This is a genomic window from Streptomyces sp. NPDC054842, from assembly GCF_053611025.1.
The window spans coordinates 95,987-110,539 of sequence record NZ_JBSGZN010000010.1 but is presented as its reverse complement, the minus strand read 5'-3'; the positions used below and the strand labels follow the sequence as shown (position 1 = coordinate 110,539).

General features: G+C 72.1%; 11 protein-coding genes. 3 read left to right on the top strand and 8 right to left on the bottom strand.

The window, feature by feature from the left end:
- The first annotated feature begins 51 nt into the window (after nucleotides 1-51).
- Nucleotides 52-2,334, top strand: a complete 2,283-nt coding sequence (locus tag ACWGIS_RS10540) for an MMPL family transporter (protein WP_453361995.1) — start codon at nucleotides 52-54, stop codon at nucleotides 2,332-2,334.
- A gap of 62 nt (nucleotides 2,335-2,396) precedes the next feature.
- Here the strand turns inward: ACWGIS_RS10540 and ACWGIS_RS10535 are convergent, their stop codons facing one another.
- The 4 genes from ACWGIS_RS10535 to ACWGIS_RS10520 all read right to left on the bottom strand — a co-directional run bounded on the left by ACWGIS_RS10535 (nucleotide 2,397) and on the right by ACWGIS_RS10520 (nucleotide 7,088).
- Entirely contained in the window at nucleotides 2,397-3,464 is a 1,068-nt protein-coding gene (locus tag ACWGIS_RS10535; RefSeq protein WP_453361994.1) for a CDP-alcohol phosphatidyltransferase family protein, read from the bottom strand.
- Nucleotides 3,465-4,000: 536 nt separating this feature from the next.
- Entirely contained in the window at nucleotides 4,001-5,287 is a 1,287-nt protein-coding gene (locus tag ACWGIS_RS10530; protein ID WP_453361993.1) for an ABC transporter substrate-binding protein, read from the bottom strand.
- Complete coding sequence (locus ACWGIS_RS10525; protein WP_453362064.1) at nucleotides 5,287-6,120, bottom strand: carbohydrate ABC transporter permease; 834 nt, start codon at nucleotides 6,118-6,120, stop codon at nucleotides 5,287-5,289. Before ACWGIS_RS10525 ends, ACWGIS_RS10530 begins: the two co-directional genes overlap by 1 nt.
- A gap of 32 nt (nucleotides 6,121-6,152) precedes the next feature.
- Complete coding sequence (locus ACWGIS_RS10520) at nucleotides 6,153-7,088, bottom strand: carbohydrate ABC transporter permease (RefSeq protein ID WP_453361992.1); 936 nt, start codon at nucleotides 7,086-7,088, stop codon at nucleotides 6,153-6,155.
- A gap of 266 nt (nucleotides 7,089-7,354) precedes the next feature.
- Between ACWGIS_RS10520 and ACWGIS_RS10515 the strand changes: the two genes are divergently transcribed.
- Nucleotides 7,355-8,218: a phosphotransferase gene (locus ACWGIS_RS10515; protein WP_453361991.1), complete on the top strand. Its 864-nt coding sequence runs from the start codon at nucleotides 7,355-7,357 to the stop codon at nucleotides 8,216-8,218.
- Between the two features lie 24 nt (nucleotides 8,219-8,242).
- On the opposite strand, the gene ACWGIS_RS10510 is transcribed toward ACWGIS_RS10515, so the two are convergent.
- Entirely contained in the window at nucleotides 8,243-9,145 is a 903-nt protein-coding gene (locus ACWGIS_RS10510) for a LysR family transcriptional regulator (RefSeq protein ID WP_453361990.1), read from the bottom strand.
- Nucleotides 9,146-9,225: 80 nt separating this feature from the next.
- On the opposite strand from ACWGIS_RS10510, the gene ACWGIS_RS10505 reads away from it, so the two are divergent.
- Entirely contained in the window at nucleotides 9,226-10,203 is a 978-nt protein-coding gene (locus tag ACWGIS_RS10505; RefSeq protein WP_453361989.1) for a DMT family transporter, read from the top strand.
- 100 nt (nucleotides 10,204-10,303) lie between these two features.
- On the opposite strand, the gene ACWGIS_RS10500 is transcribed toward ACWGIS_RS10505, so the two are convergent.
- From ACWGIS_RS10500 to ACWGIS_RS10490, 3 genes are all read right to left on the bottom strand, one after another.
- Nucleotides 10,304-10,984: a response regulator gene (locus ACWGIS_RS10500; RefSeq protein ID WP_453361988.1), complete on the bottom strand. Its 681-nt coding sequence runs from the start codon at nucleotides 10,982-10,984 to the stop codon at nucleotides 10,304-10,306.
- Nucleotides 10,981-13,563 (bottom strand): ATP-binding protein, encoded by a 2,583-nt coding sequence (locus ACWGIS_RS10495; protein ID WP_453361987.1) that lies wholly within the window; start codon nucleotides 13,561-13,563, stop codon nucleotides 10,981-10,983. Before ACWGIS_RS10495 ends, ACWGIS_RS10500 begins: the two co-directional genes overlap by 4 nt.
- 319 nt (nucleotides 13,564-13,882) lie before the next feature.
- Entirely contained in the window at nucleotides 13,883-14,551 is a 669-nt protein-coding gene (locus tag ACWGIS_RS10490; protein WP_453361986.1) for a potassium-transporting ATPase subunit C, read from the bottom strand.
- Nucleotides 14,552-14,553 lie beyond the last annotated feature (2 nt).

The window sequence follows — 14,553 nt, the reverse complement described above, 5'->3', positions numbered from 1 at the left end:
TGCGAGGTGACGGCAGGGGGTTGTCACCACGGACGAGGGGGCAAGCCCGTCATGGGGAACGGAGACACGAGAGTGCGGGGCATCGCCGCCAGAGCGGGCGGCTGGAGCGCCCGGCACCGATGGGCGGCCGTCGGGATCTGGGTGCTGTTCGTGGTCCTGGCGATGGGGCTCGGCTCGGCCGCGGGCCGCGTCGACGTCAAGGACAGCGAGCAGCTCAAGGGCGAGACCAGCACCGCCGCGCACATCATCGAGGACGCGGGCATCGAGGAGCCGGCCGGCGAGACCGTCCTGGTCCAGGCGAAGGACGCGGGCACCAAGGCGACCGACGCCGGGTTCCGCAGCGCCGTCGCCGCCGTCGTCGAGGCGGTCGAGGCGACGGGCAGGGTCTCCGACGTGACCTCGCCGTACGAGACGAAGACCATCTCCAAGGACGGGCGCAGCGCGCTCGTGCAGTTCGACGTCCGGGGCGACTCGGACACGGCGGGCGAGCGCATCGAGCCGGTGCTGAAGGCCGTCGAGGGGGTGCAGAAGGACCACGAGGAGCTGCTGATCGAGGAGATCGGCGGCGCCAGCATGATGAAGACGTTCGACGACGCGTTCGGCGACGACTTCAAGAAGGCCGAGCTGTCCGCCGTGCCCGTGGCGCTCGGCATCCTGCTCATCGCGTTCGGCGCGCTGGTCGCCGCGCTGCTGCCGGTGGCGCTCGCGGTGACCGCGATCATGGCGACGATGGGCCTGATGGGCATCGTCAGCCATGTGATGCCGATGAGCGACACCGCCAACTCCGTGATGCTGCTCGTGGGACTCGCGGTCGGTGTCGACTACTGCCTGTTCTACCTGCGGCGCGAACGCGAGGAGCGCGAGGCGGGCCGGGACCCGCAGACCGCGCTGCGGATCGCCGCCGCGACCAGCGGCCGGGCCATCATCGTCTCGGGTGTCACGGTGTGCGTCGCCATGGCGGGCATGCTCTTCACGGGGCTGGCCGAGTTCGAGGCGATGGGCCTGGCCTCGCTGATGGTCGTGGCGGTCGCCATGGTCGGTTCCGTGACGGTGCTGCCCGCGCTGCTCTCGCTCCTCGGTGAGCGGGTGGAGAAGGGCCGTTTGCCGTTCCTGCACCGGGACAAGCGGCGCAGGAAGAACGAGGAGGCGCCGGCGCGTGCGGGCCGGGGCGAGAGCCGCTTCTGGAGTGCCGTGCTGCGGGGCGTGCTCGCCAAGCCGGGCATCTCCCTCGTCGTCGCGGCGGGCGCGCTGCTGGCCATCGCCGCACCGGCGCTCGGCATGAAGACCGAACAGCTCACGCTGGACAAGGAGTTCGGGGACTCGCTGCCCATCGTGGCGACGTACAACCGGGTCAACGAGGCGTTCCCCGGCGGCACGGAGCCCGCCGAGGTGATCGTCAAGGCGCGGGACATCAACTCCCCCGAGGTCAAGTCCGCGCTGGCCGACTTCCGCAGCCGGGCGATCAGTTCGGGTGCCACCCGCGGCCCGGTCGACATCAAGGTGCACGACGCGCAGAACGTCGCCTTCGTCTACGTCCCGCTGGTCGGCGGTTCCGACCAGGAGAAGGCGGGCCGGAGCCTGGACCTGCTGCGCGACGAGGTGCGGCCCGCCACGCTGGGCAGGGTGGACGGCGTCGAGGCGCCGATCACCGGACAGGTCGCCGGCTCGCGGGACTTCAACGACCAGCTCGTCGGCTCGGTGGTCCCGGTGTTCGCGTTCGTGGTGGTGTTCGCCTTCCTGCTGATGCTCCTGTCGTTCCGCTCGCTGACCGTCGCCATCACCTCGATCGTCCTCAACCTGCTGTCCGTGGGCGCCGCCTACGGCATCCTGGTCGGGGTCTTCCAGCACGGCTGGGGCGCCTCGCTGGTCGGCGCGGAGGGCGTGGGCGCCATCATCACCTGGCTGCCGCTGTTCCTCTTCGTGATCCTGTTCGGACTCTCCATGGACTACCACGTGTTCGTCGTCTCGCGGATCCGCGAGGCGCGGCTGCGAGGGCTGGAGACCAAGGAGGCCATCCGGCACGGTGTGGTCACCACCGCCGGTGTCGTCACCAGCGCCGCCGTCATCATGGTCGCCGTCTTCGCGATCTTCGGCACGCTGTCCATGCAGTCGATGAAGCAGATGGGCGTGGGTCTGGCCGCCGCCGTCCTGATCGACGCGACGATCATCCGCGGGGTGCTGCTCCCGGCGGTGATGGCCCTGCTCGGGGAGCGCAACTGGTACTTCCCGAAGTGGCTGCACCGTCTGCCCGACCTCACGCACGACGAGGCCCCGGAGCAGGTCTCCGGGCCGCCGCAGCCGCCGGCGGTCGAGGGCGAGCGGGTCGGCGTCTGACCGCTCACCGATGAGGACGTACGTGGCCGGGGCGCACGCGCCCCGGCCACGTCGTCGTGCGGTCAGGCCGCCGCCGCGACGTCCTCGCGCTCGAAGGAGTCGATGGTGCGGGTGAAGTCGCGGGTCGACAACAACAGCTTGTAGATGATGGCGAGTTCGAAGACCAGGAGCAGCGCCCCGGAGACGATCGTCGCCTCGATCACGGAGTCGAGGAGCGGTCCGAGGATGAACACGCCCATCTGGAACTCGATGCCGCTGATCAGGTGGGTCCGGATGCGGTGGCGCAGCAGGAAGGAACGGGCCCGCAGATACGACGGGAAGCGGTGCCGGAACTCCTGGTGCAGGTCGATGACCCGGGACGGCGGCAGCGCGGGGTCGTCGCCGGTGCCGTCCCCGGCAGCCGTCTCACCGCCGCTCGCGCCCACGGCCGTCACGTCACCCACGGGGGCCGGGCCGCCGGCGACGGCCGGGTCGGCGGTGGTCGGGCCGCCCGCGGACGCCGACGCCGCGCGGAGGTCCTGCTCGATGTCGGCCTCGGGGTTGTCGCGGAGCAGATCCTCCATGAAGGCCAGCTCGGCCTGGTTCTCCGCGCGGCGCGCCGCCCGCAGGCGGGCCTTGATCTGCTTGCGCATCGTGTGCCGGATCTTGAAGATCTCCAGCGAGTTGATGTAACGCAACGTGTCCAGGCCGACGACCGCGAGCGCCAGCCAGATGTAGACGGTCTCGCCGGTGCGCTGGTACTGGCCCGCCATCAGCGCCACCGCGCACACCATCACGCGGATGCGGTCGAAGACGAAGTCCAGCCACGCGCCGAAGACCGAGCCCTGGCCGGTGAGCCGGGCGACCTTGCCGTCCATGCAGTCGAGGATGAAGCTCAGGTGGTAGAGGAAGGCGCCGGCCACGAGCCAGCGCCAGTCGCCGAGGGCGAAGAACACGGACGACGCGAGACCCAGCAGGAAGGCGCCCCAGGTGATCTGGTTGGGCGTGATCCGGGTGCGCAGCGCGACCTGTCTCACCAGAGGCGTGGCGACCGGGTCGACGAGCAGCACGGTCCACCACGCGTCGCGCTTCTTCTCCGTGATGCGTCGGACCTCGGGCAGGGGCGGTATGTCTCGTCGTGGGGATCGCATGGGTCAACTTCCTGGCGTTCGACTGGAATTCATCTCACGCTAGGTAGCCGTTGTCCCAAGGAACAAGATCCCGCCCGTGCAACCTTCCCAGGGGGGTAACGGTCTCCCTTTCCGGACAAGTCCGTGACTTCTCCAGGCAGTACCCGCGTTATCCGAGCGTTATCGAATGACCTGTCCGTTATCCAACGTGCGCCAGGACTTCACCGTTGCCGTGCAACCGTGACGCACGGGGTGGACGAGGTGCCTGGACGGTGACGTTCCGGCCCATACGGGGCGCTTACACGGGACAAAGCGGTGCGCTCGATCCGTCTTCCAGCCCGGAAAAAAACATGCCGCTCCGAGGGGCCGGCTTCTCTCGTGCGGCCGGTCGTGTGCGGGGACCGCTGCGGTGGCCTCACGTCCCCCGGTCGCGACCGCGGGCCGGTGATCCCCACCTGCGGTCGCGGGCACGGGTGCGATCGGGTAGTACGGAGAGCAGGGGCCGGTCGGACGCGGAAGGACGGTTCCGGCCCGCATCCCGGGCTCCACGGCTGAGGTCACCGCTGGTAGCGCGCGAGCACCAGGTTCCCGTCCGTCACCAGCCGCTCGCGCAGCTCCGCCAGGCCGATCGCCCCGCTGTAGTACTCCTGGAAGGCGGGGGTGGCCACCTTGTCCTTCCACTCGGGATAGCCCCGGACGGACTGGGCGGGCGCCGAGCGCAGGTGCTTCGCCAGCGCCGTACCGGTCGCCCAGTCGTGCTTCGCGGTGTGCAGGGCCGGGTCCCGGAGCGCCTCGGTGCCCGTGGGGAGCATCCAGTCCCCGAGCGCGAGCCTGACCATGTTCGCGGGCCGGAGCAGGTGGGCGACGAACGCGGCGGCCTCCTTCTTGTGCGGGCTGTCCTCGGCCACGGACAGGGTCTGCGGGCTGACGCCCTGGGTGAGACCGTCGGCGCCCGCGGGGGCGGGCAGCACCCGCCAGTTGAAGCCCTTCGGCGCCTGCTGGACGAGCTGCTGCCGGTAGGAGAAGCCGAGCGGCACCATGGCGTACCTGCCGCCGAAGAATCCGGGCAGCGTGTCGGAACCGCCCATGCCGAGCGTCGTGCCCGAGGCGCTGCCGTCCGTGTTCACCCCGTCGTGGACGATCCGCGGCACCACCGCGTCGGCCGCCTCGAAGCGCACCTCCACCCGGCCGTCCGCGTCCCGGTGGAACAGCCGCCCGCCGGCCGACAGCGAGAGGTTGAGGGTCGCCGAGACCGGCTCCTTCAGGGGCCAGGCGACGCCGTACCGGCCCTTGCCGCTCAGCCGCTTCGCCACCGACCGGAACTCCTCCCAGCTCCAGGGGTCGCCGGGCGTCGGCACGCGCACGCCCGACTCGCGCAGCCGGTCGGCGTCGGCGACCAGCACGCGCGGCTCCTGGAGGAAGGGCACCCCGTAGATCCCGGCGCCGAACGTGACCGACTCCCAACTGCGCTCCGGGATGTCGGACGTGAGGCTCTCGGGGAGCAGGTCGCGCAGATCGGCGAGGTACCCGCCGTACGCGAAGTCCGCGAGGTCGTCCGAGGCGTCGTGGATGATGTCCGGTGCCTCGCCGCCCTCGAAGGAGGTGAGGAGCTGGTCGTGGACGCTGTCCCAACTGCCTTGCACGTACTTGACCTTGACGTCCCGGTGGGTGGCGTTCCACTCCTTCACCAGTTCCTTGTTGGCCGCGACGGACTCCTCCTGCCAGGCCAGGGACTGGAAGCGCAGCACGACCGGTCCCCCGCCGTCCGTCCCGTCGTCGCCCGAGCAGCCGGCCAGCAGCAGCCCGCACACCGCGAGGAACACGACCCACCGGCTCCGCCGCATCAGCTCTTCACCGCCCCGGCGAGCATGCCGCCCGTGATCCGTTTCTGGATGACCGCGAAGACGACGAGGGAGGGCAGCGTCGCGAGGAACGCGGCCGCCGCCAGCGGGCCGAGGTCCGCGACGCCCTCGGCCCCGATGAAGTGCGTGAGGACGACCGGCAGCGTCTGCTTCTCCGGGGTCTTCAGCAGCACGAGCGCGAAGAAGAACTCGTTCCACGCGCTGATGAACGCGAACAGTGCCGTCGCCACGATGCCGGGCGCCAGCAGCGGGGCCGTGACCGACACCAGCGTCCGCGCCCGGCCCGCCCCGTCCACCGCCGCGGCCTCCTCCAGCTCGGCGGGCACCGCCCGTACGTAGCCCACCAGCATCCACAGGGCGAACGGCAGCGCCCACACCACGTAGACCATGACGAGCCCGGGCACCGAGTCGATCATCCGCAGGTTCTTCAGCACCAGGAACAGCGGGATGATCACCAGCACGAAGGGGAACGCCTGGCTGACGACCACCCACCCGGTGGCCGCCCTGGCCAGGAGGGTGCGGTGCCGTGCCATCACGTACGCCATCGGCGTGGCGACGACCACGGCGATCAGCGCCGCCGCGAGCGCCGCGACCAGGGAGTTGAGGGCGGCGCGCAGCAGCGGCTGCTCGTCGAAGGCCTGCCGGAAGTTGGCGAGTGTCGGGGCCTCGGGGAGCCACGTCGGGTGCAGACTCGCCAGCTCCCGCGGCGGTTTGAAGGCCGTGGAGACCAGCCAGAGGAGCGGGAAGGCGAGGAACACGAGGTACGCCAGCAGCGCGGCGTACTGTCCGACCCGGCCCGCCCTGCCGGTCCGCAGGCCCGAGGCACCCCTGCGCGTGCGGGGCGCGCTCACCGGTCGTCACCTCCCCGCAGACCGGCCGCCAGGCGGAACGCGAGAATCACCGAGATCACCGCGACCATCACACATCCCATCGCCGCCGCGTATCCGAACTGCCCGTACCGGAAAGCCTCTTCGTACGCGAACAGCATCGGCAGCCGGGTGCGCCCGCCCGGCCCTCCGTTGGTGAGCACGTAGACCAGCGCGAAGGAGTTGACGTTCCAGATGAAGTTGAGCGCCGTGATGGCGAGCGCCACGGGTCTGAGGGCGGGCCAGGTGACCGTCAGGAAGCGCCGCCAGGCACCCGCGCCGTCCATCGCCGCCGCCTCGTGCAGTTCGCGCGGGGTGTTCTGCAGCCCGGCGAGCAGGGCGACGGTGGTCTGCGGCAGGCCCGCCCAGACGCCGACGACGATCACCGCGGGCAGGGCCGTGCCGAGGCCCGAGAGCCAGTCCCGGCCCTCGCCCAGGCCCAGGTCGCGCAGGGTCTCGTTGAGGATGCCCGCGTCCGGGTTGTAGACCAGCCGCCACATGATGCCGACGACCACCTCCGGCATCGCCCACGGGACGATCGCCAGCACCCGGGCCAGCCGGCGCAGCCGCAAGTCCTGGTTGAGCAGCAGCGCCAGGCCGAGGGCCAGCAGGAACTGCGGCACGGTGACGCCGACCGCCCACAGGAGGCCGATCCGGAACGAGTCCCAGAACAGCGTGTCGTGCAGCAGGTCCCGGAAGTTCAGCGCGCCGATCCACCGCGTGGGCGCGGTCCGGCCCGACTGGGAGTCGGTGAACGCCAGCGCGACGCCGTAGAGCAGGGGTCCGACGCTCAGCACGAGGATCGGGATCAGCGCGGGCAGCACCAGGAACCAGGCGCCGAAAGCGGCGGGCCCGGGGGTTCCGGCGCCCTCGCCCGCACGCTTGCCCGACCGCCTCGTCGCGGTCGCCTGTGTCACGGATTCGGCTCCTTCGGGCGGCTCGTACGGATCTCGGTCTCGTCGTCGCGGCACCGTGCGTCCAGGGGACAGGACCTCGTCATGGTCCTGACACCCTGACGCGGCGTCAAGGCCGGGCGTCAGCCCTTGTGACCGCTCCGACCAGTGCCGATGCGACACTGGCGGACGGATGGCCGGAACTCGCCGCTGGACGGGATCCGCGGCGGCCGGAACCGGGGACAAGGCGTGGCCGGGACGCCGGACACGCGGGAACACGGAGGCGGACGATGGACGAGGCACGGGCGCGGGACGTGCTGGACGCGGCGGGCGTGCTGCCCGGGACCGCGGGGGACGCGCGGCTCCTCGCGCTGGGCGAGAACGCGGTCTTCGCCGCCGGCGACCTGGTGGTCAAGGTGGGGCGCGACGCGGAACTCCTCGGCCGGGCGCGGCGGGAGCTGGACATCGCGGCCTGGCTCGCCGAGGCGGACGTCCCGGCGGTGCGCGCGGCCTCGCCCGAGGCGCTGCTGGTGGACGGCTGCCCGGTGACCGTCTGGCACCGGCTCCCCGATGCCGTACGTCCCGCGGAGCCCGCGGATCTGGCCGCGCTGCTGCGTGTGGTGCACGCGCTGCCCGCCCCGCCCTTCGCGCTGCCGCCCCGCGAGCTGCTGGGCGGGGTGGAGCGCTGGCTGCGGCTGGCCGGCGACGCGATCGACCCGGCGGACGCGGCGTACCTGCGCGAACGCCGTGACGGGTTCGCGGCGGCCGCCGCCGCCCTCATCCCGCACCTGGAGCCGGGCCCGATCCACGGCGACGCCCTGCCGCGCAACGTCCACGTCGGACCGGACGGGCCGGTCCTCGTGGACCTGGAGACCTTCTCCGCCGACCTGCGCGAGCACGACCTGGTGGTGATGGCGCTCTCCCGCGACCGCTACGGGCTGCCCGCCGAGGCGTACGACTCCTTCACCCGGACGTACGGCTGGGACGTCCGCGCGTGGGACGGCTGCGGGGTGCTGCGCGGGGCGCGGGAGACGGCCAGTTGCGCGTGGGTGGCGCAGCACGCGCCGGCCAACGCGAAGGCGCTGGCCGAGTTCGAGCGGCGGGTGGCGTCCCTGCGGGACGGCGACGACACCGTGCGCTGGTATCCGTTCTGACACCCGGCCGCGGGACTCCGCCGCTCACGTCCGCCCCTGGATCGTCCCGGCGGCCCGGCGCAGTTCCGCGAGGACGGTGCGCACGGCGCGCCGCGCGGTGCGCTCGGGCCGGTGGAGGGCGTCGATGTGCCGCCGGGCGCGGACCCCGCTCAGCGGTTTGAGCACCAGCGCGGAGTGCGCGCGCGTGGTCCAGCGCGGCATCAGGGCGAGCCCGCCGCCTGCGGCGACCGCCTCGGCCACCACCGCGAACTCGTTGATGCGGTGCGCGAGATGGAGACGGCGGCCCGCCGCGGTGGCGATGGCGTCGATGGTCGCCATGAGCGGGAAACCGTCGTGCACGGTGATCCACGGCTCGTCGGCGACATCGCGCGGGACGAGCCGGCGCTTGGCGGCGAGCGGATGGCCGACCGGCATGGCGACGTCGAGCGGTTCCCGCAGCAGGGTGGTCGCCGTCACCGTCCCCGGCCACGCCGGGGCGTGCTCCAGGCGGTGGGCGAGGACGAGGTCGTACTCCCTGGTCAGCGGCGGGAAGTCGTCCTGGGGTACGTCCTCGTCGGCGAGCGAGAGCCGGGGCCCGCCGGGCGCCGCCAATGCGCGCAGCAGCAGCGGGAAGAACGCCGAGCCCGCGCTGTGGAAGGCCGCGACCGACACCTCGCCGTCCGGCCGGCCGACGAACTCGGCGACGGTGTGCCGCGCCCGCTCCAGCGCGGTCTCCACCTCGATGGCGGCCCCGGCCAGGGCCTGGCCCGCGTCGGTGAGCACGAGCCGGCGCCCCTGGCGCTCGGTGAGCGGGACGGGGATCGCCCGCTGGAGCAGCCGCAGTTGCTGGGAGATCGCCGACGGCGTCACCAGCAGGGCCTCGGCCACCGCGGTCACGCTGCCCAGTTCGCCGAGCTCCCGCAGGATCCGCAGCTGCCGTTCGTCCATCTCCTCAGTGTAGGGAAACTGAAAGGTCGTTTAAGAGGTTGGCCCTGGGCTTCACGGAGCGGGCCGGGCAGGGTGGGCGCGTGCCTGATGCCCGCCGTACCGATGCGGTACTCCTGCTGGTCGCGCTCGTCTGGGGTTCGAGTTATCTCTCCGCCCAGACGGCCACGGCCGTCCTGCCCGTCCTCGTGGTGCTGTTCGCGCGGTACGCGCTGTCCGCGCTCGCCTGCCTCGGCCTGGTCGCCGCCGACCGCCGGTCCGGGGGCTGGACCCGCGACGAGCTGCGCGTCGGCGTGCCGCTGGGGATCACCCAGGCCGCCGTCCTGGTCGTGGAGACGTACGGGGTCGCGCACACGAGTGCCGCGAACGCGGGGCTGATCATCAGCCTGACGATCGTGCTCACCCCGCTGCTGGACCGCACCGGCCGGCACGGCGGGCTGCCGCCGTCCTTCTACGCCGCCGCGGGTGTCTGCCTGCTGGCCGTCGCCCTCCTCATGTCGGGCAACGGCTTCCACGCGCCCCGCCTCGGCGACCTCCTGATGCTCGCCGCCGCGGTGGTACGGGCGGTGCACGTCGCCCTGGTCGGGCGGCTGACCGCGCACCGGGCGGTCCGGCCGCTGCGGCTGACCACCGTGCAGACCCTCGTCGGCACGGCGGTGTTCCTGGTGCCCGCCGCGAGCGGTCTGCCGGACCTCGCCCGGGTGGGCGCCGGGGGCTGGGCGCAGCTGCTGTATCTCGCCCTGTTCTGCAGTGTGTTCGCCTTCCTGGCGCAGACGTGGGCCGTGCAGCGGACCTCGGCGAGCCGGGCCAGCCTGCTGCTGGGCACCGAGCCGGTCTGGGCCGCCGCGGTGGGCATCGGCCTCGCCGGTGAGCACTTCACCCCGCTGACCGGTCTGGGCGCGGCCCTGCTCGTCGCGGGGACGTACTGGGGCCAGGCGGTGGAACGCGCGCACCGGGCCCACCCGGAGCCGAAGGACGACGACAGTCCGCGCGCGGTCCCGTCACCCGTGCGGGAGGGAACAGCCGGCGGTCCACCCGTCCCGTCGTCCGCACCGGGGTGACGGGACGGATGCCAGGACCCGTCCGGTCACCTCGCCCGTGTCCTGATCCCGGAGGTCGCCGGTGGTCGACCCCGGCCCCTCGCTCCCGGCCCCTCGCATCTCACTTCTCGAAGCGATAGCCCATTCCCGCCTCCGTGATGAAGTGCTCGGGATGCGACGGGTCCGCTTCCAGTTTCCTGCGCAGCTGGGCCATGTACACCCGCAGGTAGTTCGTCTCCGTCGTGTACGACGGCCCCCAGACCTCCTGCAACAACTGTTTCTGGCTGACCAGGCGGCCGGTGTTGCGCACGAGCACCTCCAGCAGGTGCCACTCGGTCGGCGTGAGCCGTACGTCCTCGCCGCCGCGCCTGACCTTCTTGGCGGCCAGGTCGACGGTGAATCCGTCGGTCTCCACGAGGGCGTCGTCGCCCCCGCCGGTGGGCTCGGCGCGGCGGACGGCCGCCCGCAGCCGGGCGAGCAGCTCGTCCATGCCGAAGGGCTTGGTGACGTAGTCGTCGGCGCCCGCGTCGAGCGCCTCGACCTTCTCGTCGGAGGCGTGCCGGGCGGACAGCACGATGATCGGCACCCGGGTCCAGCCGCGCAGGCCCTTGATCACCTCGACACCGTCCATGTCGGGCAGGCCCAGGTCGAGGATCACCACGTCCGGGTGGCGGGCGGCGGCGGTCCGCAGGGCGGTGGCACCGTCGTGCGCCGCGTCGACCTGGTACTTGCGCGCTCTGAGGTTGATCACCAGCGCGCGCACGATCTGTGGCTCGTCCTCGACTACGAGCACCCGGGTCATGGAGTTCGCCTCTCGGTCTGTACGGGGTGTTCCGGACGTGCGGTCCCGGCCGGTACGGGTTGCGGAAGCCTGCCGCCCGGTCGTGCCGCGGGGAGGGTGAGGACCATCGTGAGGCCGCCGCCGGGGGTGTCCTCGGCGGTGAGGGTGCCGCCCATGGCCTCGGCGAAGCCGCGGGCGACCGCGAGGCCGAGGCCGACTCCGTTGCCGCGCGGGGCGTCACCGTAGCGCTGGAAGGGCGCGAAGATGCGGTCCTTGGCCTCGTCGGGGACGCCCGGACCGCGGTCCACCACCCGGACCTCGACCCGGTCGCCCAGGGCGCTGGCCGAGACCAGGACGGGCTCACCCGCGGGACTGTACTTGACGGCGTTCTCGACGACGTTGGCGACGACCCGCTCCAGCAGGCCCTTGTCCGTGGCGACCATGGGCAGGCTCTCCGGCACGTCCAGGACGACTGTCGACTCCCGCTCCGGTATGCCGCCCATCGCCAGGGGGACGACCTCGTCCAGATCGATCTCACGGATCAACGGGGTGACGGTGCCCGTCTGCAGGCGCGACATGTCGAGGAGGTTGCCCACCAGGTGGTCGAGCCGGTCGGCACCCTCCTCGATCGCGGCCAGCAGCTCGGCCTGGTCCTCCTCGGACCACTCCACGTCGTCCGAGCGCAAGGACGTCACCGACGCCTTGATCCCGGCGAGCGGGCTGCGCAGGTCGTGGCTGACGGCGGCCAGCAGCGCGGTCCGGATGCGGTTGCCCTCGGCCAGCTCCTTGGCCTGGTCCGCCTCCCGCTGGAGCCGCTGGCGGTCCAGGACGACGACGGCCTGGGCCGCGAACGCGGCCAGCACCCGGCGGTCGGAGGCGGGCAGCACCCGCCCGGACAACGCGAGGGCCATGTGGTCGCCGACGGGCATGTCGACGTCCGCGTCCTCGGGGCGCTGGGCGGGACGCGGGCCCGCACTGCCCGCGCAGGTCCAGGGGTCGACGTCACCGGCCCGTTCCAGCAGGGCCGCCGACTCCATGCCGAAGGTCTCCCGAACGCGCTCTAGCAGTGCCCGCAGGCTGGTCTCCCCCCGCAGCACGCTGCCGGCCAGGACGGACAGGATCTCCGACTCGGCACGCAGCCGGGCCGCCTGATGGGTGCGCCTGGCCGCCAGGTCCACCACCGACGCCACCGACACCGCGACGCCGACGAAGACCACGAGGGCGACGATGTTCTTCGGGTCGGCGATCGTGAGGGTGTGGACGGGCGGGGTGAAGAACCAGTTCAGCAGCGCGGAGCCCACGACGGCCGAGGCGAGTGCCGGGTAGAGGCCGCCGAGCAGGGCTGCCGCCACCGTCAGTGTCAGGAACAGCAGCATGTCGTTGGCCAGACCGGCGTCGGGTCCCAGGGTGAGCAGCAGGGTGAGCGGCAGGGGGCCCACGACGCCGATGAGCCAGCCCCAGACGATCCGTGCCCGGCCCAGCCGCGCGCCCCGCGCCACCGGCAGCCCGCGGCCCTTGCCCGCCTCGTCGTGCGTGATCAGATGCACGTCCAGGTCGGGGCCCGAGTCCCGGGCGACCGTCGCGCCCACGCCCGGTCCGAACATGTACTGCCAGCTCTTGCGGCGCGAGACACCCAGCACGATCTGGGTGGCGTTCACCCCGCGCGCGAAGTCCAGCAGCGCCGCCGGAATGTCCTCACCCACCACGTGGTGGAAGGTGCCGCCCAGATCCTCCACCAGGGTGCGCTGGACGGCCAGCTCCTTGGGTGAGGCCGAGGTCAGCCCGTCGCTGCGGGCGATGTAGACGGCCAGGACCTCGCCGCCCGCGCCCTTCTCCGCCAGGCGGGCCGCCCGCCTGATCAGCGTGCGGCCCTCGGGACCGCCGGTCAGGCCGACCACGATGCGCTCCCGTGAGCCCCAGATCTTCGACACCCGGTGCTCGCTGCGGTACTCCGTCAGGTACTCGTCGGCCCGGTCGGCCACCCACAGCAGGGCCAGCTCCCGCAGGGCGGTGAGGTTGCCGGGACGGAAGTAGTTGGACAGCGCCGCATCCACCTTGTCCGGCTTGTAGATGTTGCCGTGCGCCATCCGGCGCCGCAGCGCCGGCGGGGACATGTCGACCAGCTCGATCTGATGCGCGCGCCGCACCACCTCGTCCGGTACGGTCTCGCGCTGCCGCACGCCCGTGATCGACTCCACCACGTCACCGAGGGACTCCAGGTGCTGGATGTTCACCGTCGATATCACATCGATGCCGGCCGCCAGCAGCTCCTCCACGTCCTGGCAGCGCTTGTCGTTGCGGGAACCGGGCACGTTGGTGTGGGCGAGCTCGTCCACCAGCGCCACCTGCGGATGCCGCGCCAGGACCGCGTCGACGTCCATCTCGGTGAAGACCGCGTCGCGGTACTCCAGCTCCCGGCGCGGGATCTCCTCCAGGCCGTGCAGCATGACCTCGGTGCGCGGCCGGTTGTGGTGCTCCACGAAGGCCACCACGCAGTCGGTGCCGCGCTCGATCCGGCGGTGCGCCTCGGACAGCATCGCGTAGGTCTTGCCGACGCCCGGTGCCGCCCCGAGATAGATCCTGAGCTTCCCGCGTGCCATGTTCTCTTCTCTGCTCTCGTCGGCTCTCGTGTGTGGTTCCGGCAGTGGGAGGGACGGGCGCACGCCTCGAGGCGGCAGCCCGTCCCCGGCTCGGTGCTGAGGTGGCGGGGGTGGGAGGTGTCCGTCTCCAGTGTGCGGCGCAGCTCGATGACGAGCGCGCGTACGAGCTGGGGGCGTCCTCCACGACCAGCACCCGGGCCATCTGTGTGCGCCTGCCTGCCGGGCACGGGCCGGATCGGTCCGCGGGATTTCATGGCGGTGGGCGACGGGATGCGAGGGGGCCCGGGCCGCCTGCCCCGCGTGCCGCGGTGCGCACCCGTCAGCTCTTCGCCAGGAGTTCCTTGAGCGCGATGTTGAGTTCGAGGACGTTCACCCGGGGCTCACCCATGAAGCCCAGGGTGCGGCCCTCGGTGTGCTCGTCCACCAGCTTCTGGACCCGGGCCGCGGCCAGGCCGTTCCTCTCGGCGACACGACGGACCTGGATGTCGGCGTACTCGGGCGAGATGTCCGGGTCCAGGCCGGAGCCGGAGGAGGTGAGCGCGTCGGCGGGCACGTCGGACGGCTTCACCCTGTGGCCGGGCACGGAGTTGTCCTCGATGACGGCGGCTTTGGCGTCCTTCACCCACTGGATGAGCTCTTCGTCGTCGCCGGACCGGTTGGTGGCGCCGGACAGGATGAGCGTGTACCGGGTGTTGACGCTGTTGGTGCCGAGGCCGTTCTGCGGGCGGCCCTGGAACCACCTCGGGTCGGGCCGGGGAGTGTCCTGGCCCTTCTTCGTCGGCAGGTTGTACGCCTGCCCGATCAGGGACGAGCCGACGACCTTGCCGTCCGCCCTGGTCTCCGAGCCGTTCGCCTTGCCGTTGAACAGCGCCTGGGCGATGCCGGTGATCACCAGCGGGTAGATGACGCCGGTCACCAGGGTCAGCACGAGCAGGGCGCGCAGCCCCGCCCCGAGCAGCCGGGCGGTGTGCGTGAGGGAGTTGTTCATGG

Excerpts from the sequence above, each read along its gene's own strand:
- ACWGIS_RS10540 (WP_453361995.1), top strand. The coding sequence starts at position 52 with ATGGGGAACGGAGACACGAGAGTGCGGGGCATCGCCGCCAGAGCGGGC.
- ACWGIS_RS10535 (WP_453361994.1), bottom strand. The coding sequence starts at position 3,464 with ATGCGATCCCCACGACGAGACATACCGCCCCTGCCCGAGGTCCGACGC.
- ACWGIS_RS10530 (WP_453361993.1), bottom strand. The coding sequence starts at position 5,287 with ATGCGGCGGAGCCGGTGGGTCGTGTTCCTCGCGGTGTGCGGGCTGCTG.
- ACWGIS_RS10515 (WP_453361991.1), top strand. The coding sequence starts at position 7,355 with ATGGACGAGGCACGGGCGCGGGACGTGCTGGACGCGGCGGGCGTGCTG.
- ACWGIS_RS10510 (WP_453361990.1), bottom strand. The coding sequence starts at position 9,145 with ATGGACGAACGGCAGCTGCGGATCCTGCGGGAGCTCGGCGAACTGGGC.
- ACWGIS_RS10500 (WP_453361988.1), bottom strand. The coding sequence starts at position 10,984 with ATGACCCGGGTGCTCGTAGTCGAGGACGAGCCACAGATCGTGCGCGCG.
- ACWGIS_RS10495 (WP_453361987.1), bottom strand. The coding sequence starts at position 13,563 with ATGGCACGCGGGAAGCTCAGGATCTATCTCGGGGCGGCACCGGGCGTC.
- ACWGIS_RS10490 (WP_453361986.1), bottom strand. The coding sequence starts at position 14,551 with ATGAACAACTCCCTCACGCACACCGCCCGGCTGCTCGGGGCGGGGCTG.